The organism is Halothece sp. PCC 7418, from assembly GCF_000317635.1.
GTDB lineage: Bacteria > Cyanobacteriota > Cyanobacteriia > Cyanobacteriales > Rubidibacteraceae > Halothece.
The window spans coordinates 2484358-2509509 of the sequence record NC_019779.1; the positions used below are offsets into that span (position 1 = coordinate 2484358).

The window sequence follows — 25152 nt, forward strand, 5'->3', positions numbered from 1 at the left end:
ATCATACCGCTTTTGCCCACTCAAGACTTCCCGATGCAACTCGGCTAGACCGAAGCCCCACTGCGTGCTGACCTTTCTTAAAATATTTGCTCTTTTACCGTCCTGCGTGTTCTTCTAACAAGGCTTTTGCCCTTGGTTTATAAATTAAATAAAACAGCGATTCAATATAGCGCAACATATCTTCCCGATTTTCCTTCGAGGTGAAATTCCAGAAGCCGTAAATTCGCGCTAAAGAAAGCAGTTTTGTGGTGTGAATTTTCCAAGTGTAACTGGAATAAACTCGTTGCATTCCCTTCTGAGAAATTTCTTGCCACAATTCAGGGTTAATATCACATTTTTGGACAAAATCAAGGATTTTATGCGCTGTTTCTTCTAGATTGGTGGGGTTAATATAAAATCCATTCACTTGATCTTGAATAATCTCTAAAGGTCCCCCAAACTGAGTTCCAAAAGTGGGTAAACCAGAAATCATCGCCTCTAAAATGGTCAAGCCAAAGGCTTCAAATAAAGCAGGTTGGACAAAAATCCCTTCCTGATCTGCAATCACGCGATACACTTCTCCAGAATCACTTTTTGGGAGTCGCACGCCTAACCAACGAATTTTTCCGTGTAGATTGTATTCCTCAATGAGGCGATACATTTTTTCAATTTCTTCTTTTTCCTCACTATCGGTGGTTTCAGAAGTATGTAGCTTACCCGCAATCAGAATCAAGTTGCAGTGTTCTTGCAGTTGCGGAGAACGTCCAAAACATTCCACTAACCCAGTTAGGTTTTTAATCCGATCTAAACGCGCCATGGAGAACAAAGGACGTTTTTTCGGATTTTCTAGCTTGCCAAAAACTTGCGATTCATCTTCTTTATAAAAGAGTAACTCTTCAACTTGTTCAGCGCGATTGGGAATGCGGTCTTCTTGTTGGGTATAAGGGAAGTAAATATTTTCATTCACACCTGGGGGGACAACATTAAACTTCGGTGAAAACAGTTCTATTCCATTCACCACATGATATAAATCAGGCATGGTAAAGTTCTGATAAGACTCATACTGTCCCACGCTGTCGGGTCGTCCCACAATTTCTTGATAGGTACTGCTGATGATACACTGAGCAGCATTCATGGCAATTAAATCCGCCGTAAATTGAATGGAGAAGTGATAATTCTCTTCTAAATCTTGCCAGTAAAGGTTACTAAACAAGTATTTTGATTTTTCTAGGGCGTGGGCAACATTAAACTGGGTAACATTAAGACGACGGGCTAACAGAAACGCCACTAAATTCCCATCAGAATAGTTCCCAATAATGAGATCGGGTTTTCCTTCTAATTCTGCACAAATTTCGGTTTCAGCATCAATCGCATAGGTTTCGAGATAGGGCCAAATCTCAAAGCGAGAAATCCAATCTTGAGTCACTTCAGGATTATATTCGCGGAAGGGAACGCGCAAAATCCAAGCGTTTTCTGTGCCATACACTTTTTCTAAACGTTCATTACAACGGGTTCCATCGTTATTCGGAATCAGACGAGACAGAATAATGACTTTCGGTTTCACCCCTAAGTTTTTTAATCCAGCCAGTTCAATATCTTCTTCCAGTTGTTTTTCTAAACTGCGGGCTTGGTCTAAAACATACACCACTTGACCCCCTGTGTCAGGTCGTCCTAGTACGCCTTCTTGTCCAAACCAACCATGAACCGAGACCAAGACAATCTTGAAGATCATGGGAATACGAGAGAGGAAGGCTTCTAAACCTTTGTTATCGGGAGAATCAATGAGTTCATCCAGAATATTGAGGCTTTCTTGAATACGTCCAGCGGTATTTCCCCAACCGGGTTCAAACCCAAGATCTTGTAAGTCAAAACGGAAATCTTCATAGGGTTTATCAGGAGGGAGATCACCCACAAACTCAAGGGCGCGTTTGACTTGATTCGAGAGTTGCTGTTGATTTTGAATCCGTCCGTTAATGAGGAGAGGAACGCCATTATAACTATGAAGACTGAGAAAGTTATAAACGGCTGTTAGCCATTGGTTGGGATCTTGGAACAGCTTACTGGACATATAGCGGTTGAGGAAGTCCACACCGCGACCAATATTTTTAGAATCTTTAATAATCGGAGAGTAATCATAGAAGGGTTGAAAGTCAATTTCAAAAACATCTCCTTCTTCAGGATGATATTGATTGACGTATCGATCGCGCACATCTAATAATTCTTGTGTGGTCAACGGTTCAACCGTTAAATCATCCACAATGCGATAGCTTTCTTGTCTAGCAATCTGCGGGCGAATAATCAGATAAAGGCTTTCGTATTCTAAAATCAGTTCTTGGGTGTAATAAATGAGGCGACCCAGTGCCGATTTTTTGGCATAATCTGGATTTTTTCCTTGATCTTCGCAAAACGTAGAAAATGCGTTCAAAATATCGTTTCGGAGGAGATAGCGATGAGATCCTTCACGACGCAGGAGGTCGATAAAGTCCCGTAAATCAGTTCTTTCTTTGCTTTCGAGGACAGCTTGCACTAACTCAGACATCAATTATTCCTTTTTCCTTACAACTTCGCCAACTACTATGGGTGAATCTGTGATGTGTTGCTACTTCCCTGAGGAAGAATTAGTCTTGACGGGGATAGCGCGATCGCGCTTTGATTAGTTTGGAATTGCAAAATCTTGGGTAAGGAGATTTTCTTGACTAAATTAATTATACAAATCCCTTGCTATAACGAAGAAGCCACCCTCGGCGCGACTTTAGCCGATTTACCGCGACAACTCCCTGGCATTGATACCATTGAATGGCTGATTATTGATGATGGGAGTCGTGACCAAACGGTAGAAGTTGCTAAAGCAAGCGGGGTCGATCATATTGTCCGCCATCCAAAAAACCAAGGCTTAGCCAAAGCCTTCATGAGTGGGCTACGAGCCAGTTTAGCAGCAGAAGCAGACATTATCGTCAATACCGATGCTGATAACCAATATTGTGCGGATGACATTCCCCATCTCATTGAACCTATTTTATTAAAACAGGCGGAAATTGTCGTGGGAGCGCGACCCATTACCAATATCCCTCATTTTTCGCCCATTAAGAAAACTTTGCAACAGTTAGGAAGCTATGTTGTACGCTTAGCCAGTAACACCAATATACCAGATGCTCCCAGTGGGTTTCGCGCTTTTAGTCGCGATGCTGCATTACAAATTAATGTTTTTGATAATTACACTTATACTTTAGAAACCATTATCCAAGCAGGACAAAAAGGAATGGCAATTACTTCCGTTCCCGTCAGAGTCAATGGCGATTTACGTCCCTCTCGTTTAGTTAAAAGTACACCGACTTATGTGCTGCGGTCAATGACAACTATTCTCCGCATTTTTATGTTGTATAAGCCGTTGCGCTTCTTTCTCCTTGCGGGATCAGTTCCCTTTAGTTTAGGCTTTCTCTTAGGAGTGCGTTGGTTATTTTTCTTTTTTATGGGAACAGAAAGAACTCGCGTTCCGAGCTTAATTTTAACTGCAATTTTAATTTTAATTGGCTTTCAACTTTGGATGTTTGGGTTGATTGCTGATTTAATGGCTGCCAATCGTCGCTTAATGGAAGATATTCAAGTTAATTTGAGAAAGCAAAGGTAAGTTAGTCATTAGTTATTGGTTTATGGCAGTTCTCGAATTCATGAGGTACATTCTAAATTTTTGTTCTTCGTTCTTTGTTCTTCGTTCTTTGTTCTTTGTTCTTCGTTCTTTGTTGGTTGTTAATCAATGAACCACGAACTATGAACCATGAACGTCCACCGACTTGCTTTGTACTTCAACAGACTAAGAAACGCTATATGTTACATCCACTTTTACAAGAAAAATCTCCTTCTCTCAATCATGAGAAACTTGCTGAAATTTTAATTCATCATGAAAATATCCTCATTATTCAAGATTTAGATGGCGTTTGCATGGGGTTAGTAAAAGACCCCTTAAATCGCACGATTGATCCGAATTATGTGAGAGCAACTAAAGCCTTTGCTGGACATTTTTATGTCTTAACAAATGGTGAACATATTGGCAAACGTGGCGTTAATCCGATTATCGATCGCGCTTTTGGTGATGCTAATTTTGTCAAAGAAAATGCTCTCTATCTTCCTGGTTTTGGTGCGGGAGGGGTGCAATGGCAAGATCGCGCAGGGAAGGTTTCTCATCCTGGGGTCACTGACCAAGAATTAGCGTTTTTATCACAAGTTCCGCAACGCATTCAACAACAATTAGAACAGTTTTTTCAAGCCCAACTCACTCCCCTCTCCCCAACTGAAATCAAAGAAGGTATTGAAGCCTCTATTTTAGATAATATTGCCTCTCCCACGGCTAATCTCAATACTTTATATGACAAACTCAAAACCAAGCCAGAAGTTTATGCTGCATTACAAGCAACAATGCAGAAGCTAATGGAAACTCTCTTAAAAGAAGCAGCAGCAGCAGGATTAAAAGATTCCTTTTTTGTTCATTATGCCCCAAATTTAGGACGAGATCAACAAGGAAAAGAAATCATGCGTCCTGTCGCCGAAAATGATTCTGGAACAACTGATTTTCAATTTATGATTCGGGGTGCAATTAAAGAAGCAGGTGTCTTAGCAATTCTCAATCGCTATTACTATCAACGCACGGGAAACTATCCTTTAGGAGAAACCTTTAATGTTCGCAATGCGCCGAATTATTACTCAGATTTATATCAGTTAGTAACCAATCATTTTGATCCTGAGTTAATGCCGATTATGATTGGAGTCGGTGATACTGTTAACAGTAGTGTGACCGAAAATAATGGTCAATTAGAAGCAAAAAGGGGAGGCAGCGATCGCGCTTTTCTCCAACTGATTCAAGAGATTCATCCCCACAATATTGTTGTTTATATTGATAGCAGTGACGGGGAAGTGAAAAACCGCAAGCCTGTCCGCATCGAAAACACTCCCACAGGAGAAAAACGAGTTACAGAATTACCCACCGATCCCCGAGACACCACCGATCCGCTAACTCTAAATGTGATCTTTCCAGAAGGACATTCCGAATATACAGCATTTTTCCGAAAAGTTGCTGCACAGACGATTTAAAATTTAAAACACACCGATGAAGCGTATTGTTTTTCTACGCTCCAGGTGTGACAAAAAGATGAGTGGAGTGCCACGCTAGGTGACTTCTTGGGCGCACGTGCTATTCGCGGTGCTATCCTAGTCTTACAACTAGCTCCTCAAGCGTCAATTCCCATCCTCCCGATGGTACTAAGATCATTATAAACAATAACGTTTAAAAGTGGCAAGTGTTATGGAATCCGTTGTTTCTGCTGACTGGCTATTAAACTATCTCGATGATCCCAATGTGGTGATTATTGATTCCCGCTTCCAACTGTCTGATCCGAGTTGGGGACGAAAACAGTATGAAATCAGCCATATCCCAGGAGCATTTTATCTCGACTTAAATGAAGATTTATCCTCCCCTGTGCAAAAACATGGCGGACGACATCCCCTTCCTGATCCGCAGGTTTTAGCGGAGAAATTCGCCAACATGGGGATTGATTTTAACCAAACTTCAGTCATAGCTTATGATGACTCAAGATTTGCTTTTGCTGCGCGATTATGGTGGTTACTGCGCTATGTCGGTCATGATCAAGTGGCTGTGTTAGATGGCGGGTGGCAAATGTGGCAAGCAGGGGGTTATCCTGTGAGTGCAGAAATTCCTTCCCCGAAAGCAGGGTCATTTACACCGCAATTGCGAGAAGATTGGGTGGTGGATCGAGAAAGGGTGAAAGCCTGTCAAACGGATAAAACTGCGGTGATTATTGATTCGCGCGATCGCGATCGGTATTTAGGAGAAAGAGAACCCATTGATCCAGTTGCAGGGCATATTCCCACCGCCGTCAATTTTCCGTGGAAACAAGTCACCGATGAAGAGGGTAATTTATATCCCCCAGCCCAACAACGTCAACGCTGGTTAGAGAGTGACACGCCCATTCAAGAAAAGCAAGAGAAAATTGTCTATTGTGGGTCAGGAGTGACCGCTTGTGTCAACCTCTTATCGTTGCATTTAGCCCAACTTCCCCACGGGAAACTTTATGCAGGAAGCTGGAGTGATTGGTGTTCTTATATTTAGTCATTTGTCATTACTGGGCAACTGAAAACTATTAGAAATCTATGACAACTGGTTACATGGCGAGAGCAACCCCATCAGCGCGAGGTTCAGAAGCAGCAACAAAAACCCCATTTTGCCTGAGAATCATTTGTCCTTTGCCAAACATCCCTTTACTGGGATTAACTCTCACTTCATGACCCCGTTGGGAGAGAGAAATCATGACTTCTGAAGGAATGCCTGTTTCTAAAACGACTCGTTGATCATTTAAATAACGCCAGCGAGGGGCATCTAGGGCGGTTTGCGGGTTCATCTCGTAATCAGCCAAATTAGATACAACTTGTAAATGACCTTGGGGCTGCATTTGTCCCCCCATTACCCCAAATGGGCCTAACGGTTGGTCATCTTTGCTCAGAAAGCCAGGCATAATGGTATGAAAGGGACGTTTTCCAGGGGCAAAGGCGTTGGGATGGTTTGGTTCTAAATTAAAACAACTGCCTCGATTATGTAATGCAATCCCCGTTTCTGGAACTAAAATACCACTGCCAAAGCCTTCATAGTTAGATTGGATCAGAGACACCATTAAATCCCCATCAGAAGCGGTTAAATAAACCGTACCGTGATCAGGAAAACTAGGTTGAATATCGGTAATGGCTTGTTCACTAATCAGTTGGCGACGCTGTTGGGTATTTTTAGCAGATAGTAGGGTTTCGTTATCAATTTTCATCCAATTGGGATCGCTCAGATAACGGTTAATATCAGCAAAGGCAAGTTTCATTGCTTCAATTTGCCAGTGATAGCGTTGTTCGCTGTCGTAGGGAATCGACTTGAGATCAAAGCCTTCTAGGAGGTTTAAAGCAATGAGGGTTGCTATCCCTTGAAAGTTAGGGGGAAGTTCCCAAACTCGCAGATCGCGATAGGTTGTCGAAATGGGTTTAACCCATTCGGGTTGGTGTTGTTTGAAGTCTTCTTGCGTGAGGAAACCCCCTGTATTAGCAGCAAAATTCGCGATTTTTTCCGCTAATTCTCCTTGATAAAGTGCTTCTCCTCCAGTTTGCGCGATCGCGCTTAAAGTTTTGGCATGAAGGGGACTGCGCCAAATTTCTCCCACTTTTGGGGCGCGTTGATAAGGGAAAAACACTTCCTTAAATGCTTGATATTCTGGGGCATCCAAGTGTAAATAATGAGCCTCGGCTTGTTGCCAAGCTAAAGCGGTGACAGGAGAAACGGGAAAGCCTTCTTCTGCATACCGTATTGCTGGGGCAAATAATTGTTCAAAGGGCAGTTTTCCCCATTGATTCCATAACTCCCGCCATGTTGAGACTGCACCTGGAACCGTGACCATTGACCAACCGAGACGAGTTTTTTTCCGTTCCCGATTAAATTGTTCTTGAGTTAACCCTTGCGGGCTTTTTCCCGATCCATTTAAGCCGTGAAGCTGACCATCCCATACTAACCCACAGGCATCCCCACCAATCCCATTCGATGTTGGTTCAACAACCGTTAACGTAATCGCCATGGCAACAGCAGCATCGATCGCGCTTCCTCCTGCCATTAACATTTCCATTCCCGCTAAACTGGCTAACGGTTGACTGGTTGCCACAGCCCAACGGCTTCCCAGCATAACGCGACGTTGGGAGGGATAGGGGTAGTAACTTAATTGATCGGGATCGAGTTTCACCAAGATGTTTCCTTGAGTTTGTGGGTTGAAGATGAAGACAAAGCAGTTGTTTATAGGATATCTTGAAAACTAACCTTAAGTGAGGCAGAAAGAAGAACCGTGGTTCCTTTACGCGATCAAAATCCAACTAAAATTACACCTTATGTTACTTATGTCCTGATTGGACTCAATATTGCAATTTTTTTATATGAAATTAGTTTAAGTCCACAACAATTAGACATTTTCTTCAAACTTTATGCGGTTGTCCCCGCCGAATTAACCGCCAGTTTTCGAGGAATTACGGTTAATCAACCGGTTCCCGAATGGTTAACTTTATTTACAGCCCAGTTTCTCCACGGGGGAATTCTTCATTTAGGGGGAAATATGCTCTATCTCTGGGTTTTTGGGGATAATATTGAAGAAGTGCTTGGCCGAATCCGCTATGTGATTTTTTATCTGTTGTGTGGGGTTTTAGCGAGCCTAGCGCAATGGTTTTTCTCTTCCCAGTCGGGTGTCCCGTCTTTAGGGGCAAGTGGCGCGATCGCGGGAATCATGGGGGCTTATGTCTTACGTTTCTATGACCGCGAAATCCTAACCTTGCTACCGATTTTTATTATCTGGACAACCATCCGTGTTCCAGCAATTTTCTTTATCGGTTTCTGGTTTATCCAACAAGCCTTTTATGGTGTAGCAAGTCTTAATACATCAGCTAGCATTGGCATGGAAGGCGGTGGCGTTGCATATTGGGCGCACGCTGGCGGATTTGTTTTTGGCGCAATTCTAGCACCGATTCTCGGTTTATTTGATAATAATCAGGATACTTATTATTAAAACATTCTTTGCTTTTGATGTTTTGATGGAAAAGGAACGTTAGCTTGTAGAGCAGTGCAATAGCAACCGATATCAAACGCTTATGACTCCGAACGAACTCTTAATGTTAGTGGTTCTCCTCAGTCCTGGAATTTTACTTTCTGTCATCGTCATGGTGACCTTTGCTGAAGGCGGTTAAGCAGTGACCAGTGACCAGTGACCAGTGACCAGTGACCAGTGACCAGTTAGCAGTTAGCAGTGATCACTGGTCATTGCAATTAAATATCCTGACTGTGATCCATACGGGTTTCCAGTTCCATGCGCTGTTCCATTTGGCGCAAGAAGTACCCCGTCATCATTGCGGAAGCCAACATATTAGAGAGATTATCTTGATCTGTGGTGACTTGGACTTGAAAGTGTTCAGAAGGAAGCATCCCGACGAGTCCTTGCACATTTTGCGATACAATTTGTTTGGCATCGGGGCTGATGGAGCGAGCGATTTCAGCTAAAACATCAGGGTTTTGTTGTTGGAGATATTCCAAAAGAGAATTATCGGGTTGTTCGTCAGAAGACGCGGATGATTGGTTGTCACTTGCGTCAGAATTAAAGAAGTTAGGGTCAAATACCATCAGTAAATGTTGTAGAGTTAAGACCTGCTTATGAACCAGTTTAAACCATGATGGAATTAATCTCCACGTTGTTAAGCAATGCAATTTATTGATCAAGCCGAAATTGAAGTGATTGCGGGGAAAGGAGGAGACGGAATCGTCGCCTTTCGCCGAGAAAAGTATGTACCAGCAGGGGGTCCTTCTGGCGGAAATGGCGGGAGAGGAGGGTCTGTGATTCTCGAAGCGGATGAAAATTTACAGACGCTCTTGGATTTTAGATATAACCATTCCTTTAAAGCCGAAGATGGGAAACGGGGGGGACCGAAAAATAAAACGGGGGCAAATGGGCGCGATCGCGCTCTCCGTGTTCCTTGTGGAACAATTGTTTATGATCTCGATACGGAAGAAATGATCGCTGATTTGGTCTATCATCAGCAACAAGCCTGTGTTGCTCAAGGCGGGAAAGGTGGTTTAGGAAATCGCCATTTCTTGAGTAATCATAACCGCGCCCCAGAAAAAGCCCTCCCTGGACTGCCCGGGGAAGAACGCCGTCTGCGTCTAGAATTGAAATTATTAGCAGAAGTGGGAATTATTGGCTTACCCAATGCAGGAAAATCCACTTTAATTTCTGCCCTGTCTTCGGCTCGTCCGAAAGTGGCAGATTATCCGTTTACGACTTTAGTTCCCAACTTGGGGATTGTCCGTAAACCCAGTGGGGATGGGACGGTGTTTGCTGATATTCCAGGGTTAATTGCGGGCGCACATCAAGGGGTTGGCTTAGGACATGAGTTTTTGCGCCACATTGAACGCACCAAGATTTTAATTCACGTCATTGATATTACCGCCGAAGCCCCCTTACAAGACTATCAAACGATTCAAGATGAATTACTCGCTTATAAACCGAGTCTCGCAGAACGTCAACAAATTATAGTCTTGAATAAAGTGGATGCAGTGGATGAAGAGATCGAAGCGGATGTGAAAGCACAATTTGCGAGTGTGACTCATGAACCGATTTTACTCATTTCTGCTGTGGCGCGATCGCGCTTAGATGAATTACTCAATCAAGTCTGGGAAATGCTAGAACTGGTTCCCAGTTAGCGTATTACTGCTGAGTGACAATTGCCTCAATAATTTTAGTATTCGCTTTGGGAAAGGGAAACTCGGATAATTGTTCGGGTTTCACCCAGCGTACTTCCTCACACTCAATTGGTTGTGGTTTCCCTTCTAAATAACGGCAATGATGAACGTGCAAAGTAACCTTAAAGTGGGTGTAAGCATGATTAATCGTAATTAAATGCTCTCCTACTTCCACCCTAATTCCTAATTCTTCTTTGATTTCTCGTTCAATACAAGCGGGAATCGTCTCTTGTTCTTCAATTTTACCGCCAGGAAATTCCCACAAGCCTCCGAGTAAGCCTTCTTGGAGACGGCGATCAATCAAAATTTCTCCGTGCTGATTCCAGATGACAGCAACACCAATTTGTTTATGAGGAAGGGGAGAAGAGGGAGTACGCATAGGGATTTCGGTTTGTAAGTTGTGTTGAAAGGCTTGGCAATAATCACGCCACGGACAAAGTAAACAACTCGGTTGCTTTGGGGTGCAAAGGGTTGCGCCTAAATCCATCAATGCTTGATTATAATCTCTGGGATGAGTTTGATCGAGGAGTTGATCGGATAATTCCCATAATTGGTTAATGGCTTTGTTGGGGGGGATCTCTAACGCGATTAACCGCGCTAAAACTCGTTTGACATTCCCATCCAGAATAGAAAGGGGTTGATTAAACGCAGCACTGAGAATTCCGCCTGCAGTGGTGCGTCCAATTCCAGGTAAACTCAAGACATCAGCTAATTGATGAGGAAAAACACCATGGTAATCATTGACAATGACTTGTGCTCCACGATGTAGATTCCGCGCTCTGGCATAATAGCCTAATCCTTCCCACTGTTTAAGAACGGTTTGCAGCGAACTTGCAGCCAACGTGGCAATATTAGGAAAAGTTTCTAGCCAACGCTGATAGTAGGGAATAACCGTTTTCACTTGGGTTTGCTGCAACATAATTTCTGAAACCCAAATTTGATAAGGATCGCTGGTTTTACGCCAAGGTAAATCTCGACCTTGAGTTTGATACCAATCTCGCAGCGATCGCTGCAAAAAGCTGACTTCTTCTCGGGCTAGCATTCCCTTCCCACTCACAAAAAATAAAGCCCGTCGAGAACGAGCTTCGCGTTAAGATCGGAAACAATCACAGTTTTACTGATCATCTTCGGCGTGACTTCCAGAAGAACTGTGTTCAGAGGCTTGCAGGGATTTTTCAAAGTTCATCCGTTGTTCGGCGTTGCGTAGGAAATATCCACTCATCATCGCTGAAGCGAGCAACCGCCCTAAATGTTCTCGGCTGGTACTAATACTAACGTTAAATTGATCGGAAGGCAGTCCTCCTAAAAGCCCAACAATATTCCGTTCCATAACTTGAAAGACTTCTTGAGATTGAGGATGCGACAACTGTTCGACCACTTCTGGGTTTAATGACTGGACGTAATGCCAAAGATGATTATTTCCTTCTGCACCATTTTCAAAAAATTCAGAATTTTGGTGCTGTTGGCTATGATTCATCATGTTTAATCTTCCTCCTTCGGTCTTGCTTGATCACTCAAGGGCGATCAGTTTCTGTTTAAAAAAGCGTTACCTCATCACAGCATAGATCATGAGTTTAACCACAACCCAGAGAGTATGTTCTCAGCTTGAGTGTCATCTTCTATCCCCTACCTTAACAATTTCTTTGTTTATTGCCGTCTGTGAAACCGTACTGCGAAAGTCGGATTTTTCGACCCTTGTTGATCAAACAAGTCAAGACAATCTCATTAATGAGTGACAAAGCTATACAAAACTTAATGATAGATTTGTTAAGTTTTCAAGAAAAAATGTAACTTGTATTACAAAATAAAGATAAATATAAACTTCAATCACTTTTTTATTCATATTTGATCAAAAGCTATTACTTACCCCAATAAGTCGGGCATCTATCTTTAGTAGGAGAACTGTAGTGAGTCCTAACAATTTATTTCCAATCATCCAACCGAAAATGCTAGAGACGCTAGAAACGAATATCCAATTAAATTTGTTAGAGCGGGCGATTAATGCCAGCACAAATGGGATAATTATTACAGATGCCCAACAAGAAGACGACCCGATTATTTATGTCAATGAAGCATTTGAAAACATGACAGGGTACGCTTTTAATGAGGTGGCAGGTCACAATTGTCGCTTTTTGCATGGTCATCATTGTCAGCAAGAGGACTTAAGCAAAATTAGACAAGCCTTGCAGGAAGGGAAAGAGTGTTGTGCTGTACTTAAAAACTATCGCAAAGATGGAAGTGAGTTTTGGAACGAACTTTATATTGCCCCTGTCCACAATGCCCAAAATCAGATCACTCATCATATTGGAGTACAAACTGATGTGACGCATCGCAAACAGGCGGAAAATATATTGCAGGAGAGTGAAACTCAGTTTCGCCAAACTTTTGAATGCGCCCCTATTGGTATGGCTCTCGTTAGGATTGAGGGGCGGTTTTTAGATGTGAATCCAGCGTTGTGTGAGATGCTGGGCTACACCAAAACCGAATTAATGAGGCGAACCCTTCTGGAAATGAGCCATCCTGATGATTTCGCAGAAGGGAAATTTCTCTATCGTCGCTGTTTACAAGGAGAAATTCAGACCTTTCAGCTAGAAAAACGTTATCTGACTAAAGATGGCAGTACAATCTATGCTTTAACGAGAGCGACATTAATCCGAGATGAAAATCAGATTCCTCTCCACTATGTTGTACAAATTCTCGATTTAAGTTGCGCTTTAAGTCAACATCCCGTTCCCGAAACGACTCTAGCCACAAAACAGGTGACTCCTGCCAAAGCATTACCCAATTACTTTCACTATGATGGTTTGACGGGATTGCCTACTCGCATTCTCTTTGAGGAGTATTTGGAAGAAGCCCTCTGGCATCAACCACAGCAGGGTGCAGTCTTTTTTCTGGACTTAGATCGCTTTCAAATTATTAATGAAAGTTTTGGACATGGTGCGGGCGATCAATTATTAATAGCAATTAGTGATCGCCTAGAAGAATTGTTGCAAAAAGATGATTTCATGGCGCGATCGGGAGGCGACGAATTTGCTATTTTTGTTAAGGATGTGAACACCTTATCACAAGCGAGACAAATTGCTAAAACTCTGCAAGAAAAGTTAACTTCTCCCTTCACGATTAATACGTCCGAAGGCAAAATTACGACCAGTGATCACTTTATCACGACAACGATTGGTCTTACCCTTACAAGCGGTCATTACAGTCAAGAAAAAGGGCGTAACCTCTTGCAAAATGCAGAAATTGCTCTAGGACGAGCTAAGAAAAAAGGAAAAGCAACGGTTGAAGTCTTTGACCAGACTCTTGGTGAAAAGGTTTGGCGACAATCTCGTTTAGAAACGGATTTGAAAAAAGCCATTTCCCGACAAGAATTATACGTGCAATATCAACCGATTATGAATCTTGTGACGGGGCGACTGGATGGGTTTGAAGCGTTAGTGCGTTGGCAACATCCAGAGTTAGGCTTTGTTTCTCCAGGAGAGTTTATTCCCATTGCGGAAGAAACAGGGTTAGTGATTCCCATTGGTTACTGGGTTTTAGATCAAGCCTGTCAGCAATTACAAGAATGGCAGCAGCGTTTCCCTGAGTGTCAAGATTTAACGATCAGTGTCAACTTATCAGGGCTACAAATTAAAGATCCAGGATTAGTACAAAAAGTAAAAGGGATTTTAGAAAAAACGGGTTTAGTAGGGAATCAGCTTAAGTTAGAGTTAACGGAAACGGCTTTAATTGAAAATGTGGATTTAGCAAGTCAACAATTGCAACAACTGAAAAGGCTTAAGATTCAGTTGAGTATTGATGATTTTGGGACGGGTTACTCGTCTCTCAGTTATCTCCAACAGTTTCCTGTGGATGTGTTGAAAATTGATCGGTCTTTTGTTTCAGCAATGACACCCGATAATCATAACTTGAAAATTGTGCAAGCTGTGATTTCTCTGGCTCATGCTTTAGATTTAGAAGTGATTGGGGAAGGAGTAGAAACGGGGTATCAAAAAGACCAATTAAAGTCTTTAGGTTGCGAATATGGACAGGGTTATTATTATGCCAAGCCTTTGGGGGCAGTGCAAGCGACGCAAGTCGTTCAAGAAGACGTTGGTCAATAGAGCTACGCGCTGGGCAAAGGGGAAAGGTGATTGATGACTTGGTTTTGGGATTTCGATCTGTCAAACACCTGAATGGCTAGTGCTATATCAGCGCGTGGATGCGACTAGGAATTGATGAGTCATGGTTTCCAAAAGTCACTGATAGTGTAGCCGAATTCTGCTAGCATTTCTCGGAATAAGGGGAGACTTAAGCCAATGACGTTACTGTGACAGCCTTCAAGTTTATCGACAAACAGCCCCCCTCGACCTTCAAGGGCAAATCCACCAGCACAGTGAAGAGGTTCCCCTGTGGCAACATAATCGGTAATGGCGCGATCGCTGATCCAACTGAGATGGACGTTGGTTAAGCCGTAGCGAACTGAGATTTTATCTTGTTTTTGGTCGATGAGAGTATGACCTGTGTAAAGTTCTCCTGTCTTTCCCCGCATTTTTTGCCACAGCGCGATCGCGAGAGTCTCATTTTCTGGTTTACCATAAATTTCCCCATCCACTACCAGCACGGAATCACAGCCTAAAATCAAGCTGTCTTGATACTGTTGAGCAACCATCTTCGCTTTCGCGGTGGCAAGTTCAGTGACTAATTGACTGGGTTCTGTCACTTGCACTTGTGATTCATCAAAGCCACTTTTGCAAACTACTGGCTCAACACCAGCACGACGAAGAAGGCGTAAACGGGCGGGGGAAGCGGATGCAAGAACCAACTGCATAGTTTGATTTAATACACTTCAAAGGAATCAGCGATCGCGTTAAACCTTTCAGAAAGGCTTTCCCAACGATTTTGCGGGGTAGAAACGCTTAAGGTAAAGAGTTTACCGCGACTGACGGCGACACTTGCTACATTATGTCGTTGTCGTTGGTCTGGGAAGGTTACTTGATATTCTAAAAGATAGTAGGTTTGTCCGTCTTTCTCTAATTCATCAGCGCGAAGCAGTTCCCCTTTGCGGTCAGAATTCGGGGGCGCGATCGTATTTTTGAGGCGTTGACCGACATCTGATGGTGTTCCCAAATCTTGCAGTTTTCTGTCTTCCCCAACTTGATTAATGACAACACTGACATTTTCTGATTGTTCCACTAAATCCCTAAAGACAACATCAACACCTGCGGTGTTATTATCCACTTTCACTTCTTGCCAACCGTTGGGATAAAGAAACTGATAGCCTTCAGTGCTGTTTGTATAGCCTTGTAGTCCACCTGTGGCACTACTACAACCAAAGAGGGTAAGATTAGCAATTAAAAAAATAAGGGCAAGGGTTGCTCTGAACATGATGCTAGACTTGGTTTTCCGATCAAATGTATTCTCCCACGTTTCGGCGATTTACCGAAACTCGTTTTGGCAAGTGGCTAACATTCGTTGATCATTAGGACTGATTTCTTCTAAGGGATGATAGCCTTTGAGGGTGACGGGGAGGGAGGTTTGTCCATTGCGACCCGCGAGAGGGGAAACTGCTTCCAGCGCGATCGCGTAAGGATATCGGGTGTTTTCATAAGGATGATCAACCGTCATCGCTAATTCATTCCCTTTCATTTCTCCTTGAAAGCAGCTAAATTCGGAATGAGGCATATACAACGCCCCCACCAGTTGTCCGTCCTTCACTTCAAAAACGATGTATTCTTGACCAATTTGGTTCGGTTGTGGGGATTGTCCATAAAGGTAAGTGCCATTGGGAAGATCCCTCATCTGATTTTTCTCTTTTGTTTCCCTCTGTTCTTCTGCTGAGAGAGGGTTAATGGGAACACTTGCCATCACCAACATCACCAGTGCTGCCATGACGATTTGCACTGATTGAAACCATTGTAATAAGGAAGTGATATTCATCAATAATTTATTCCTGACTGATTTTTGTGCCAAAACAAGATCATTTTGATTGGGCTTGTTTGTTGAATGAAAATTATTTTAGTTATTATTACTACCATTATCGCAAATAAAGATTGCGAGTGCGGTCATTCATAAGTATGAATACCAGCACTAGCTTGAGCGGGTTAAAGAAAATTTACATTTTGTTGCAAAACTTATCATGAAGGGACTTGACAAAAGTCCTCACTTTTCCTGTACAAGAAAAATCTACAAAAATTGACAATACATCTCATAAGTTTGAGGAGTTTTTTTGAAAAATCGTGAGTCCCACTGAAGCTAGTAACCAATGATGATCGATCGAGGAAAACCCAATTTCGCGACCCATTTTTTCCCGTTGAGAAAAACTATAGAGACGAATTTTCCCAGTTTCAAGACCGAGTTCAATTTGATCTTCCTCGCCTTTCCAAACAAAATCCACTAAATAATATTTTCCTTGAGGCTTGAGGGTGCGATAAACTTCCGATAAGACTTTTTTGGGGTCTGGATAATGCAAAAAACTGATGGTATTAAAAACCGCATCAAATTGAGCAGTTGCTGTGGGTAAATTAGCTGCGTCCCCTTGAATATAAATCAGACGAGGGGCATAACGGCGAGATTTTTTTCTGGCTTGACGTAACATTTCAGGAGAGAAATCTAATCCCACCCCAGATAACTCGGGAAAAGATTTTGCGAGTCGTTGTAATAAACGTCCTGTTCCACATCCTAAATCTAAAACGTAAGGTTTTTCAGGTAATTCTAGATAGTCTAATACTCTCAGATGTAGTGCTTGATAAAAAACAGAAGGGAAAAGCAAGTCGTAAAATGGGGCCCACAGGTTAAAGAGTTGTGTTTTTTGTTCCCGTTCTTTTTCACTACTTTGTAAGCTCATTGTTTGAAGAATTTTCTGGTTTTAATCCCAGTAAAAAAAGTGTCCAATATTGAATGAACTGCAACGTAAATAAAATTAAAAAGGCTGGATTATTGATCAGATACCGTCGCCAAAGTCGTCTCGGTTCTGTTGCTAAACGATATAACCATTCTAATCCTAATTTCATTAACCAACGAGGGGCTTCGGCAGTTTGTTGACTGTGAAAGGCAAATGCAGCACCGACACCAATCATCACGCCCTGAATGTTTCCCACTTGTTGCGCCATCCAGACTTCTTGTTTCGGACAACCTAAAGCAACAAAAACGATCGCGCTTCCTGAATCATTAATCTGTTTAATCTCCTCTTCTGTTTCCTCGGGGGAGAGAGGGCGAAAGGGGGGAGAATGAGACCCAGCAATTATCAGATTAGGATACCATTGCTTCAAATTATCTTTCAGTTTAGCAAGGACATCAGACGTTGAGCCATAGAGATAGATCGGGATTTTTTCTTTTGCAGCGCGATCGCAGCAGGCTAACATCAAATCAGGACCATACACGCGCTGTTGTCCTTTTACACCTAATAATCGCAATCCCCAAACTAAAGGCATTCCATCAGGTGTTACTAACGCTGCATCATTGACAACGGTTTGATAGTGTTTTTGCCAGAAAGCGGTCATCACCACATGAACATTTGCAGGAATGACATAACAACTGCGTTTTTGTTTTGCCCATGCCATAATCTGGTCACAAGCGTCAGTGTAACTGGTGGCGTGGATCTGGCTGTTAATAATCCGTCGGCTCAACTGTCCCATTAACCTAGATTTCCTGTTGTTTAAGGAGGACAGAATTAGTAACTACAATTACTGAGCTTAACGCCATAAAGCCAGCAGCGATCGCGGGACTGAGTAAAATGTCATATTTCGGTAATAAAACCCCTGCTGCAAGAGGAATCGTAATCACGTTATATCCCAAAGCCCAGAAGAGATTTTGACGGATTTTATTGAGAGTGGCGAGACTTAAACGCACTGCGGTGATGACATCCCCCACGCGATCGCGCATGAGAACAATAGAAGCCGTTTCTAGAGCGACTTCTGTTCCTTGGGCGATGGCGATTCCCACATCCGCTTGGGCAAGGGCGGGGGCATCATTAATCCCGTCACCGACCATTCCCACTTTATAGCCTTTTTCTTGTAGAGACTTGATCACTTGTGCTTTTTCTTCAGGATGGACTTCAGCAAAGACGTGATCCGAGGACAGATTTAACTGTTGCGCGATCGCGCTGCCCACGCGCTGATTATCCCCCGTTAATAATATTACCTGAAAGCCCATTTTTTGCAGCTTGGAGACGGTTGCCACCGCATCAGGACGTAAACAATCCTTCAGAGCCATCAGTCCTGCCAGTGCGCCATTAATTGCCACATAGACCACTGTTTTTCCTGCTGCTTCTAATTGTTGGGCTTGTTGCGCGATCGCGCTGGGAATTTTAATGTCTTGACTGTGCAACCACTTTTCATTCCCCACTGCGATTTGTTGTTGTTCAACAGTTGCGACCACACCTGATCCCGCCTTGGTTTGAGACTCACTCACAGGTAATCGAGAAATCCCTTTGTCTTGGGCTGCATTAACAATCGCACTCGCTAAAGGATGATTGGTTCCGGCTTCTGCGGAAGCTGCAAACTGTAACAACGTTTCTTCTTCAATATCAGGGGTTGCAACCCCAAAATAATCCGTGACTTTCGGTTGTCCTTCCGTTAAAGTTCCCGTTTTATCAAACACCAAAGTATCTAAACGATGGACATTTTCTAAAACATCGCCTCCTTTCAACAATAAGCCTTGTTTCGCCCCAATCCCCGTTCCGACTAAAATGGCAGTGGGAGTCGCTAAGCCTAACGCACAAGGACAAGCAATGACTAACACCGCAATCATTAGCTTGAGACTGAGTAACAAAGGACTGGTTTCAGCCGTGACATCTATCCAGACATTTGTTCCGATAAAATACCAAAAGAGAAAGGTTAATGTAGCAACCGCCATCACCCCATAAGCGAAGTATCCTGCAACTTGATCCGCTAATTTCTGGACGGGCGCTTTACGCATTTGGGCATTTTCCACCGAAGCAATAATCTTTGCTAACGTTGTGTCTTTCCCGACTTGTGTTGCTTGCAGCGTAATCACACCTGTTAAATTAAGCGTACCTGCTTTGACAACATCTGCTTCTGTTTTGGCGACGGGAACCGATTCACCCGTTAACATTGACTCATCAATGGTCGTTTCTCCCGTTACAATTTCTCCATCAACGGGAATTTTCTCCCCAGGTAACACCCGCAGCCATTGACCCCCTTGCACCGTTGTCACCGGAACTTCCATGCTTTTCTCATTTTCATTTGAGGTATTTTTGACTAAACGAGCCGTTTGCGGTTTCAGGGAAATCAGTGCAGATAGTGCAGCCCCTGCTTCTCCTCGCGCTCGTTGTTCTAAAGTGCGCCCCAGGAGAATAAACCCCAGAAGCATCACAGGTTCATCAAAAAAACATTCCCAACCCAGTTGGGGGAAAACAAGTGCGGTACAACTGGCAATATAAGCACTCAGCGTTCCCAATGCAATTAAACTATTCATATTGGGAACCCGACTCCATAAGCCCTTCGCCCCATCAATAATAATTTCTCGCCCAGGGAATAAGAGTGCGAGGGTCGCTAGTCCCCAATGAAACCAAATATTGCTCAAAAAGGGAACATGGAAGCCTGTGAAGTGTTTCAGGTGCCCCAGAGCCGATAAAATAATTAAAACCGCAGCGATCGCGAGTTTTTGCAAGTTTTCTCGATCCGCTTGTTGGCGTTTTTCTTCATAGGTTTGGGCTGTATTCTCCTCATCTGTATCGTGGCGTTGCGAGGGAAAGCCTTTTGCTGTTAGTTGTGCTGCGATCTCATCAGGGTTAACTTGTTCAGGTTCATATTGAACCACGGCGGTTGCAGTAACGAGGTTCACTTGCGCTGCAATGACCCCATCTCGTTGTTCAATTTGACGTTCCACCGCACTCACACAGCCTGCACATTTCATCCCATTGACATCAAGGGTAATGGTTTCTGGGCTGTTTTGTGAAAGCTGACGATTCGGTTTTGAAGAAACTTGCATAGGTGTTATTGATCAAAATAAGCCAATCAGTACCAGTTTTCTATTTTGACAAACTCGGCATCAGATGAACCATCCAGAATTAAGAATTGTCAACCATCGTCGAAATTAGTTATTTGTTCTTGGTTCATTATTACTTGGTAGCAAAAATTGATCGAGTTGAATCACCTCTCCCATCAGAAATAGGCTTGAGAAGATTACTTTTTGTTAAGCTGAAAGCGGGAAATTATTCATTATGGCATCAAAAATGAAAAAGATTATCTGCTGCTTAACTAAACCATTGCGTCTTGCTGCTGGCTTAGTCTTTCTTCTCTTAGGAACAATTCCTACCGTTTTAGTTCCTGGAATTGGTCTATTTCTGGGCTTACCGTTTCTCTTAATCGGTGGCGCGTTAGTCTGCTGTTAAAAACTTAACTCATCTCACTCTGAGAGAGAATTTAACCTTCTTTCTCAGAGTTTTTCCCATTTCTAGAAGAAGAAACGCATCAGCAGAGATCCAACCGTTGTAAACAGGCGATTGAGACCGCCACCACCACCGTTACTGTCTCGCGGTTGACTAGCAATTTCCACAGCTTTCATAAATTGTTGCGAGGCTTGAACGCCAATTTCATTTTCTTGTTGTGTAAACAATTCCAGTGCAATTTCTGCATCTTGGGTTGCGCCAACTTGATCTCCTAGACGATAACGAGCAACCCCTCTTCCCAAGTAGGCTGCTGCATATTCAGGATCGAGACGAATAGCAAGATTACAGTATTCTAAAGCAGCTTCATAGTTTCCCGCCTCGGCTTCTGCTGCAGCGAGTTTATAAAATTGTTTCGCAGAACTGGCTGAGGTCGGAACACCGATCGCGCCCCGAATATAAGCAGTTTCCAACGTTGTATTTTCCAATTGGGCGTTATTGAGATAAGCCTTTCGCAGATCGGTTTGATTGAGAATTGCACCTGTTAAATTCGCCCCAGTTAAGTTCGCCCCATGTAAAGACGCTCCCGTCAGGTTCGCCCCCCTTAAGTCAGCCCCCGTTAAATTCGCTCGACTCAGGTTTGCATTTGTCAAGTTCGCCCCTTGCAGTTGTGCTCCTGCTAACTCAGCCCTCACTAACCCCGCGTTAACCAAGTTACAATGTTGGCAAGTTTGGGTAGAGAGCAATTGATTCAGATCCGTAAGATTTTCTGCAAGTGCAACGGAGGGAGAAAGAAGCACTGTCAGGAAAGTAGCAGTGGTAGCGGTACGCAAAGACATAAGATTTATTAAGTTGTGTTGACATCTGAAAGAGGGAAGTTATCTTCCCCCATGAGTTTTTCCTATTTGCTATCTGATTGTTGCGCTTCCAACTTAGCTAAACGACTCATTAACTCTTGATTCTCCTGCTTCAAGCGATCAAATTCCTCTCGTAATTCCTTGACTGCTTTATCTGATCCAAGGTTTCCTTGAACCGTTTTTACCGCTTCTTCCGCCATGCGACGCACTCGTCCATCTGGAGTTTGGTCAGCAAGGGTCTGCAATATGGAAATCGCTTGAGAGGTTTGCATTTGTTTTAATGCAGTCACAACCGAGACTTGAGTGAGGAAGAAACTTTCTCCCGAAAGCGCGTCTAACTGTTCTAAAATTGCTTCTAGTTGGGCTTGTTCTTGACCTGTTGAAATTGTTCCTAATGCTCGAATCGCAGCCAAACGCAAGGGTTGCGGAATTCCAGCATAAGTATAAGGTAAAATCATGCCCATAGCAGTTTCAGAGGTTTTCATCTCCGAGAGTCCGCCAATAATTCCTCCGCGAACGACTTCATTCCAACCTGCGCGGTTTTCTAGCCCTTGACGGAACAAATCAATCACTTCCGCTTCTTTCTCTTTAAGATTTCCCGTCGCCATTTTACCTAACATTCGGAAAGCAACCGCTTCTGTATAGTAACTGGGATCGCCTTCCTGTGCGATTAGTTTGACTGCTTGATAACTTTCTTCGGTTTTAAAGTTGGCTAACCCTTCTAATATGGTTCGGCGTACTTTCGGGTGTTCATCACTTAAGCCGTTGATCAATTCAGGAATGGCTTGCTGTAACTTAATTTTTCCTAACTGTTTCGCGACTTCTAAACGCACTCCCCAAAACGGATCTTGAGTCAGGCTTTCCGCCAAGGCTTTAATCACCTCTAAACCGCCTTTTTTCCCCAGTGCTTCTGCTGCATAAATGCGAGAAGTGACATCTGGATCATATTTTAATTGGGTTTTGAGTTCTTCGGTAGGATATTCTAAGGTGACGGTTTTGAGGTAATAGTTCCCTTGGTCAAAGCTGATGAACTGGGGTTGTTGCGGTAATGGGAAATAAAAATTATGTTCTTTCTCATGGAGATGTAAAGACATAGTTTCAAAACACACTTCTCCATTGTCAGAAACATAGCCAAAACCAACGGGAATCTTAAGATCAAATAACTCATTTTCAGTTACATCTTTATCGGTTTTTCCTTGGGTTTGGGTGACAGTCAGTTTGGCGAGGTTATCCTGTGCATCCCAACTGTAGCTCACTTTAAAGTCGGGATGTCCGCCACGGAAGACATATTGGTCAAATAATGGAGAGAGATTTTTTCCCGTTACTTCATCGATCGCGCGGAGTAAATCAACGGTTTCTACGGTGCGATGGGCGTTTTTCTGGACAAAGTTATGAATCGCTTGGGTAAAGGCTTCTTCTCCCAGTTCCCCGCGAATCATGTGATAGACACACGCGCCTTTTTCATACAGATGGCGATCATACAGTTCAATGGCTTCCCGATAAATATTCGTGACAATCGGACGACGGTAGCGAGAGGAGTCTTCATTGAGATAACTTCTGGCTTCGTTCAGAATATAGTAAGCAGCGTCATCTTGACTATATTCGTGGTCAGTCCACAGCACTTCCGAATAAGAAGCCATTCCTTCTTTAATCCAAGCGTGAGACCAATGTTTGATGACTAATAAGTCTCCAAACCACTGATGGGCGAGTTCGTGGGCGACTAAGGTTTCTGAGCGTTGTTTGTCTAATCTGGCGCGATCGTCTAACAAGCAACGGTCAGTGAGTAGCGTTGTGGAAGTATTTTCCATTCCCCCAAAGATGAAGTCAGCCACACAAACTTGGGCATATTTGGGGTAAGGATAGGCATAACCAAACTGTTGTGAGAAAAACTCAATCATTTGGGGGGTTTTTCCCATGGTGCGTTTCGCATCATCTTCCCGTCCTTTCTCCACATAATACTCGACAGGGATATCCTTCCATTGATCCTCAATCTTGGCAAAATCTCCCACCGCCAAAGTCATCAAATAAGTGGGATGAACTTGATTTTGTCGCCAGTGATAAATTGTATTTTCCCCTTTCTCTTCCGTAGCGACTAACTCGCCATTGGAAACTGCAACATAAGGTTTAGGAACTTCTACTCGGATTTCTGAAGTCGCCAGTTGTCCAGGATAGTCAAAACAGGGAAACCAGAAGCGAGAGTCTTCATCTTCCCCTTGTGTCCAAACTTGGGTGGGTTTATCGGGATAATCTTTGTCGGGTTGAATAAAATAGAGTCCTCGTTGGGGATGATCAACCCGATAGTGAATCACTAAATCAATGGGGTCAAAGGTTGTGGGTTGTAGCAGTTGGATTTGTAGCTGTTTCCCATCGTAGTGAAAGGGTTGACTGACTGACTTGATCTGAACACTTTCGATGGTTAAATCTTCCGCATCAAGAGTAAGATGGGTTAATCCTGACTGAACTGGCTTGAGAGTAATCGTGCTACTTCCCCGAAAAGACTGGTTCGGAATATCTAAAACCAAATCCAAGAAAATATGTTGGACATTTCCTGGACGATCTGGGGTGTAGTGAGGTTTCGCACCAGGAAGAATAAATGATTTGCGTCCGTTTTCTTCAGTATCAAAGAGGAAATAGTTATATTTCATCGCTAAGGCTTGAGAGGTTAGGCTATTTCCCTCTAGGGTAGCGTTAGAAGTCTTCGTTCATCGAGGGCAATTGCTAGCAAACTACTCTAGCACGAGAAGGCGTAATCTTTGATGACTACTTAACGATGTTTCCACAGTTTGAACACTCTTGAGAGGTGTAGTCAATTAAAATAAAATGGAAAAATGGATCTGTTTTCAATCTGAAAATCAACTGCTTTTCATGACTGCTGTTACTTCTCGCAAAATTCCTTCCCTCATCAAAAAATACTTAATGGCAATCACAGGCTTGGGAATGGTCATTTTTGTTTTTGGACATTTGCTAGGGAACTTACAAATCTTCTTATCCCCTCAAGAGATTAACGAGTATGCGTATTTCCTCCATGACATCCTTCCAGGGGAGATTCTGTGGGGACTTCGCATTGGACTGTTATTCATGGTCGGCGTTCACATCTGGATGGCGATTCTACTAAAACTTGAAAATAAAGCTGCGCGTCCCATTGGCTATGTCAATAATCAATGGATTCAAGCCAACAGTGCATCTCGTTACATGACCCACAGTGGCGGTATTGTGCTGATCTACATTATTTTTCATCTTCTCCACTTTACTGTTCAAACTGTACACCCCGCATTTGGACAACTCACTTATTTCCTCGGAAATCATCTCACTCAAGATGTGTACGCCATGATGATCTATGGCTTTTCCAGTCAGTTCTGGTATGTATCGCTTTTTTATATCATTGGTATGGGATTATTATGCTGGCATTTATCTCATGGTGCAAGTAGTCTGTTTCAAAGTTTAGGCTTACGAAATGAGCGCACCCGCTATTGGTTAAATCGCGTCGCTTTGGTTTATAGCATTATTGTTTTTATTGGTTTTGCGTCGATTCCTTCTTTAGTTTTGGTTTCTGAAACAACAGATATTCAAGTTGTCCAAGCAAAAACGGTTTTAACGCAAATTCAAGATTGGGATGGGAAGGAAACAATTACTATTGATTACAGTGACCAGTGACCAAAGAACCAAGAACCAAG

At 43.0% G+C, this 25152-nt stretch carries 21 protein-coding genes; 8 read left to right on the forward strand and 13 right to left on the reverse strand.

Going from position 1 to position 25152, the window contains the following annotated elements:
• Nucleotides 1–94: 94 nt before the first annotated feature.
• A complete protein-coding gene (locus tag PCC7418_RS11210) occupies nt 95–2518 on the reverse strand; it encodes a sucrose synthase (RefSeq protein WP_015226299.1) in 2424 nt (807 codons plus the stop codon).
• Nucleotides 2519–2671: 153 nt separating this feature from the next.
• Here PCC7418_RS11210 and PCC7418_RS11215 point away from each other — a divergent pair, with 153 nt between their 5' ends.
• The 3 genes from PCC7418_RS11215 to PCC7418_RS11225 all read left to right on the forward strand — a co-directional run bounded on the left by PCC7418_RS11215 (nt 2672) and on the right by PCC7418_RS11225 (nt 6100).
• Nucleotides 2672–3607 carry a glycosyltransferase family 2 protein gene (locus tag PCC7418_RS11215; protein ID WP_015226300.1) on the forward strand — a complete coding sequence of 312 codons (936 nt, stop codon included), beginning with the start codon at nt 2672–2674 and terminating at the stop codon, nt 3605–3607.
• 197 nt (nt 3608–3804) lie between these two features.
• Nucleotides 3805–5064 carry a glucosylglycerol 3-phosphatase gene (stpA, locus tag PCC7418_RS11220; RefSeq protein ID WP_041596241.1) on the forward strand — a complete coding sequence of 420 codons (1260 nt, stop codon included), beginning with the start codon at nt 3805–3807 and terminating at the stop codon, nt 5062–5064.
• A gap of 211 nt (nt 5065–5275) precedes the next feature.
• Nucleotides 5276–6100 (forward strand): sulfurtransferase, encoded by an 825-nt coding sequence (locus tag PCC7418_RS11225; RefSeq protein ID WP_015226302.1) that lies wholly within the window; start codon nt 5276–5278, stop codon nt 6098–6100.
• Between the two features lie 52 nt (nt 6101–6152).
• On the opposite strand, the gene PCC7418_RS11230 is transcribed toward PCC7418_RS11225, so the two are convergent.
• Complete coding sequence (locus tag PCC7418_RS11230) at nt 6153–7700, reverse strand: gamma-glutamyltransferase family protein (RefSeq protein WP_051030584.1); 1548 nt, start codon at nt 7698–7700, stop codon at nt 6153–6155.
• 156 nt (nt 7701–7856) lie between these two features.
• On the opposite strand from PCC7418_RS11230, the gene PCC7418_RS11235 reads away from it, so the two are divergent.
• On the forward strand, nt 7857–8567 hold the full coding sequence (locus PCC7418_RS11235) for a rhomboid family intramembrane serine protease (protein WP_015226304.1): 711 nt from the start codon (nt 7857–7859) through the stop codon (nt 8565–8567).
• A 257-nt stretch (nt 8568–8824) separates the two neighbouring features.
• On the opposite strand, the gene PCC7418_RS11240 is transcribed toward PCC7418_RS11235, so the two are convergent.
• Nucleotides 8825–9175, reverse strand: a complete 351-nt coding sequence (locus tag PCC7418_RS11240; protein WP_015226306.1) for a DUF760 domain-containing protein — start codon at nt 9173–9175, stop codon at nt 8825–8827.
• A 78-nt stretch (nt 9176–9253) separates the two neighbouring features.
• Between PCC7418_RS11240 and obgE the strand changes: the two genes are divergently transcribed.
• Nucleotides 9254–10252: a GTPase ObgE gene (obgE, locus tag PCC7418_RS11245; RefSeq protein ID WP_015226307.1), complete on the forward strand. Its 999-nt coding sequence runs from the start codon at nt 9254–9256 to the stop codon at nt 10250–10252.
• Nucleotides 10253–10256: 4 nt separating this feature from the next.
• Here obgE and mutY read toward each other — a convergent pair whose 3' ends face one another.
• Entirely contained in the window at nt 10257–11333 is a 1077-nt protein-coding gene (mutY, locus tag PCC7418_RS11250) for an A/G-specific adenine glycosylase (protein WP_015226308.1), read from the reverse strand.
• A 72-nt stretch (nt 11334–11405) separates the two neighbouring features.
• Nucleotides 11406–11771, reverse strand: a complete 366-nt coding sequence (locus PCC7418_RS11255; protein ID WP_015226309.1) for a DUF760 domain-containing protein — start codon at nt 11769–11771, stop codon at nt 11406–11408.
• A gap of 427 nt (nt 11772–12198) precedes the next feature.
• Between PCC7418_RS11255 and PCC7418_RS11260 the strand changes: the two genes are divergently transcribed.
• Nucleotides 12199–14394: an EAL domain-containing protein gene (locus PCC7418_RS11260; protein ID WP_015226310.1), complete on the forward strand. Its 2196-nt coding sequence runs from the start codon at nt 12199–12201 to the stop codon at nt 14392–14394.
• A gap of 119 nt (nt 14395–14513) precedes the next feature.
• On the opposite strand, the gene PCC7418_RS11265 is transcribed toward PCC7418_RS11260, so the two are convergent.
• The 6 genes from PCC7418_RS11265 to PCC7418_RS11290 form a co-directional block, all read right to left on the reverse strand.
• Nucleotides 14514–15101 (reverse strand): nucleoside triphosphate pyrophosphatase, encoded by a 588-nt coding sequence (locus PCC7418_RS11265; RefSeq protein WP_015226311.1) that lies wholly within the window; start codon nt 15099–15101, stop codon nt 14514–14516.
• A gap of 8 nt (nt 15102–15109) precedes the next feature.
• The gene (gene psbP / locus PCC7418_RS11270; RefSeq protein ID WP_015226312.1) at nt 15110–15658 is read right to left on the reverse strand and encodes a photosystem II reaction center PsbP; all 549 of its coding nucleotides are present in this window, start codon (nt 15656–15658) and stop codon (nt 15110–15112) included.
• A 51-nt stretch (nt 15659–15709) separates the two neighbouring features.
• A complete protein-coding gene (locus tag PCC7418_RS11275) occupies nt 15710–16210 on the reverse strand; it encodes a hypothetical protein (RefSeq protein ID WP_015226313.1) in 501 nt (166 codons plus the stop codon).
• Between the two features lie 268 nt (nt 16211–16478).
• Entirely contained in the window at nt 16479–17117 is a 639-nt protein-coding gene (locus PCC7418_RS11280; RefSeq protein WP_015226314.1) for a class I SAM-dependent methyltransferase, read from the reverse strand.
• Nucleotides 17101–17907 carry a WecB/TagA/CpsF family glycosyltransferase gene (locus PCC7418_RS11285; protein ID WP_015226315.1) on the reverse strand — a complete coding sequence of 269 codons (807 nt, stop codon included), beginning with the start codon at nt 17905–17907 and terminating at the stop codon, nt 17101–17103. The genes PCC7418_RS11280 and PCC7418_RS11285 overlap by 17 nt, the downstream gene beginning before the upstream one ends.
• A gap of 4 nt (nt 17908–17911) precedes the next feature.
• Nucleotides 17912–20224: a cation-translocating P-type ATPase gene (locus PCC7418_RS11290; protein WP_015226316.1), complete on the reverse strand. Its 2313-nt coding sequence runs from the start codon at nt 20222–20224 to the stop codon at nt 17912–17914.
• Nucleotides 20225–20456: 232 nt separating this feature from the next.
• Between PCC7418_RS11290 and PCC7418_RS20560 the strand changes: the two genes are divergently transcribed.
• Complete coding sequence (locus PCC7418_RS20560) at nt 20457–20627, forward strand: hypothetical protein (RefSeq protein ID WP_015226317.1); 171 nt, start codon at nt 20457–20459, stop codon at nt 20625–20627.
• 62 nt (nt 20628–20689) lie between these two features.
• On the opposite strand, the gene PCC7418_RS11295 is transcribed toward PCC7418_RS20560, so the two are convergent.
• Nucleotides 20690–21460 (reverse strand): pentapeptide repeat-containing protein, encoded by a 771-nt coding sequence (locus PCC7418_RS11295; RefSeq protein WP_015226318.1) that lies wholly within the window; start codon nt 21458–21460, stop codon nt 20690–20692.
• A gap of 62 nt (nt 21461–21522) precedes the next feature.
• Nucleotides 21523–24123 (reverse strand): M1 family metallopeptidase, encoded by a 2601-nt coding sequence (locus tag PCC7418_RS11300; RefSeq protein WP_015226319.1) that lies wholly within the window; start codon nt 24121–24123, stop codon nt 21523–21525.
• A 220-nt stretch (nt 24124–24343) separates the two neighbouring features.
• Here PCC7418_RS11300 and PCC7418_RS11305 point away from each other — a divergent pair, with 220 nt between their 5' ends.
• Entirely contained in the window at nt 24344–25132 is a 789-nt protein-coding gene (locus tag PCC7418_RS11305; protein ID WP_171814908.1) for a succinate dehydrogenase cytochrome b subunit, read from the forward strand.
• Nucleotides 25133–25152: the final 20 nt, after the last annotated feature.

Coding starts and splice junctions, on each gene's coding strand:
- stpA (WP_041596241.1), top strand. CDS start 3,805: ATGTTACATCCACTTTTACAAGAAAAATCTCCTTCTCTCAATCATGAG.
- PCC7418_RS11230 (WP_051030584.1), bottom strand. CDS start 7,700: ATGCTGGGAAGCCGTTGGGCTGTGGCAACCAGTCAACCGTTAGCCAGT.
- PCC7418_RS11280 (WP_015226314.1), bottom strand. CDS start 17,117: ATGAGCTTACAAAGTAGTGAAAAAGAACGGGAACAAAAAACACAACTC.
- PCC7418_RS11265 (WP_015226311.1), bottom strand. CDS start 15,101: ATGCAGTTGGTTCTTGCATCCGCTTCCCCCGCCCGTTTACGCCTTCTT.
- PCC7418_RS11305 (WP_171814908.1), top strand. CDS start 24,344: ATGACTGCTGTTACTTCTCGCAAAATTCCTTCCCTCATCAAAAAATAC.
- PCC7418_RS11290 (WP_015226316.1), bottom strand. CDS start 20,224: ATGCAAGTTTCTTCAAAACCGAATCGTCAGCTTTCACAAAACAGCCCA.
- psbP (WP_015226312.1), bottom strand. CDS start 15,658: ATGTTCAGAGCAACCCTTGCCCTTATTTTTTTAATTGCTAATCTTACC.
- PCC7418_RS11255 (WP_015226309.1), bottom strand. CDS start 11,771: ATGATGAATCATAGCCAACAGCACCAAAATTCTGAATTTTTTGAAAAT.
- PCC7418_RS11210 (WP_015226299.1), bottom strand. CDS start 2,518: ATGTCTGAGTTAGTGCAAGCTGTCCTCGAAAGCAAAGAAAGAACTGAT.
- PCC7418_RS11240 (WP_015226306.1), bottom strand. CDS start 9,175: ATGGTATTTGACCCTAACTTCTTTAATTCTGACGCAAGTGACAACCAA.
- PCC7418_RS11300 (WP_015226319.1), bottom strand. CDS start 24,123: ATGAAATATAACTATTTCCTCTTTGATACTGAAGAAAACGGACGCAAA.
- PCC7418_RS11295 (WP_015226318.1), bottom strand. CDS start 21,460: ATGTCTTTGCGTACCGCTACCACTGCTACTTTCCTGACAGTGCTTCTT.
- PCC7418_RS11285 (WP_015226315.1), bottom strand. CDS start 17,907: ATGGGACAGTTGAGCCGACGGATTATTAACAGCCAGATCCACGCCACC.
- mutY (WP_015226308.1), bottom strand. CDS start 11,333: ATGCTAGCCCGAGAAGAAGTCAGCTTTTTGCAGCGATCGCTGCGAGAT.
- obgE (WP_015226307.1), top strand. CDS start 9,254: ATGCAATTTATTGATCAAGCCGAAATTGAAGTGATTGCGGGGAAAGGA.
- PCC7418_RS20560 (WP_015226317.1), top strand. CDS start 20,457: ATGGCATCAAAAATGAAAAAGATTATCTGCTGCTTAACTAAACCATTG.
- PCC7418_RS11275 (WP_015226313.1), bottom strand. CDS start 16,210: ATGAATATCACTTCCTTATTACAATGGTTTCAATCAGTGCAAATCGTC.
- PCC7418_RS11225 (WP_015226302.1), top strand. CDS start 5,276: ATGGAATCCGTTGTTTCTGCTGACTGGCTATTAAACTATCTCGATGAT.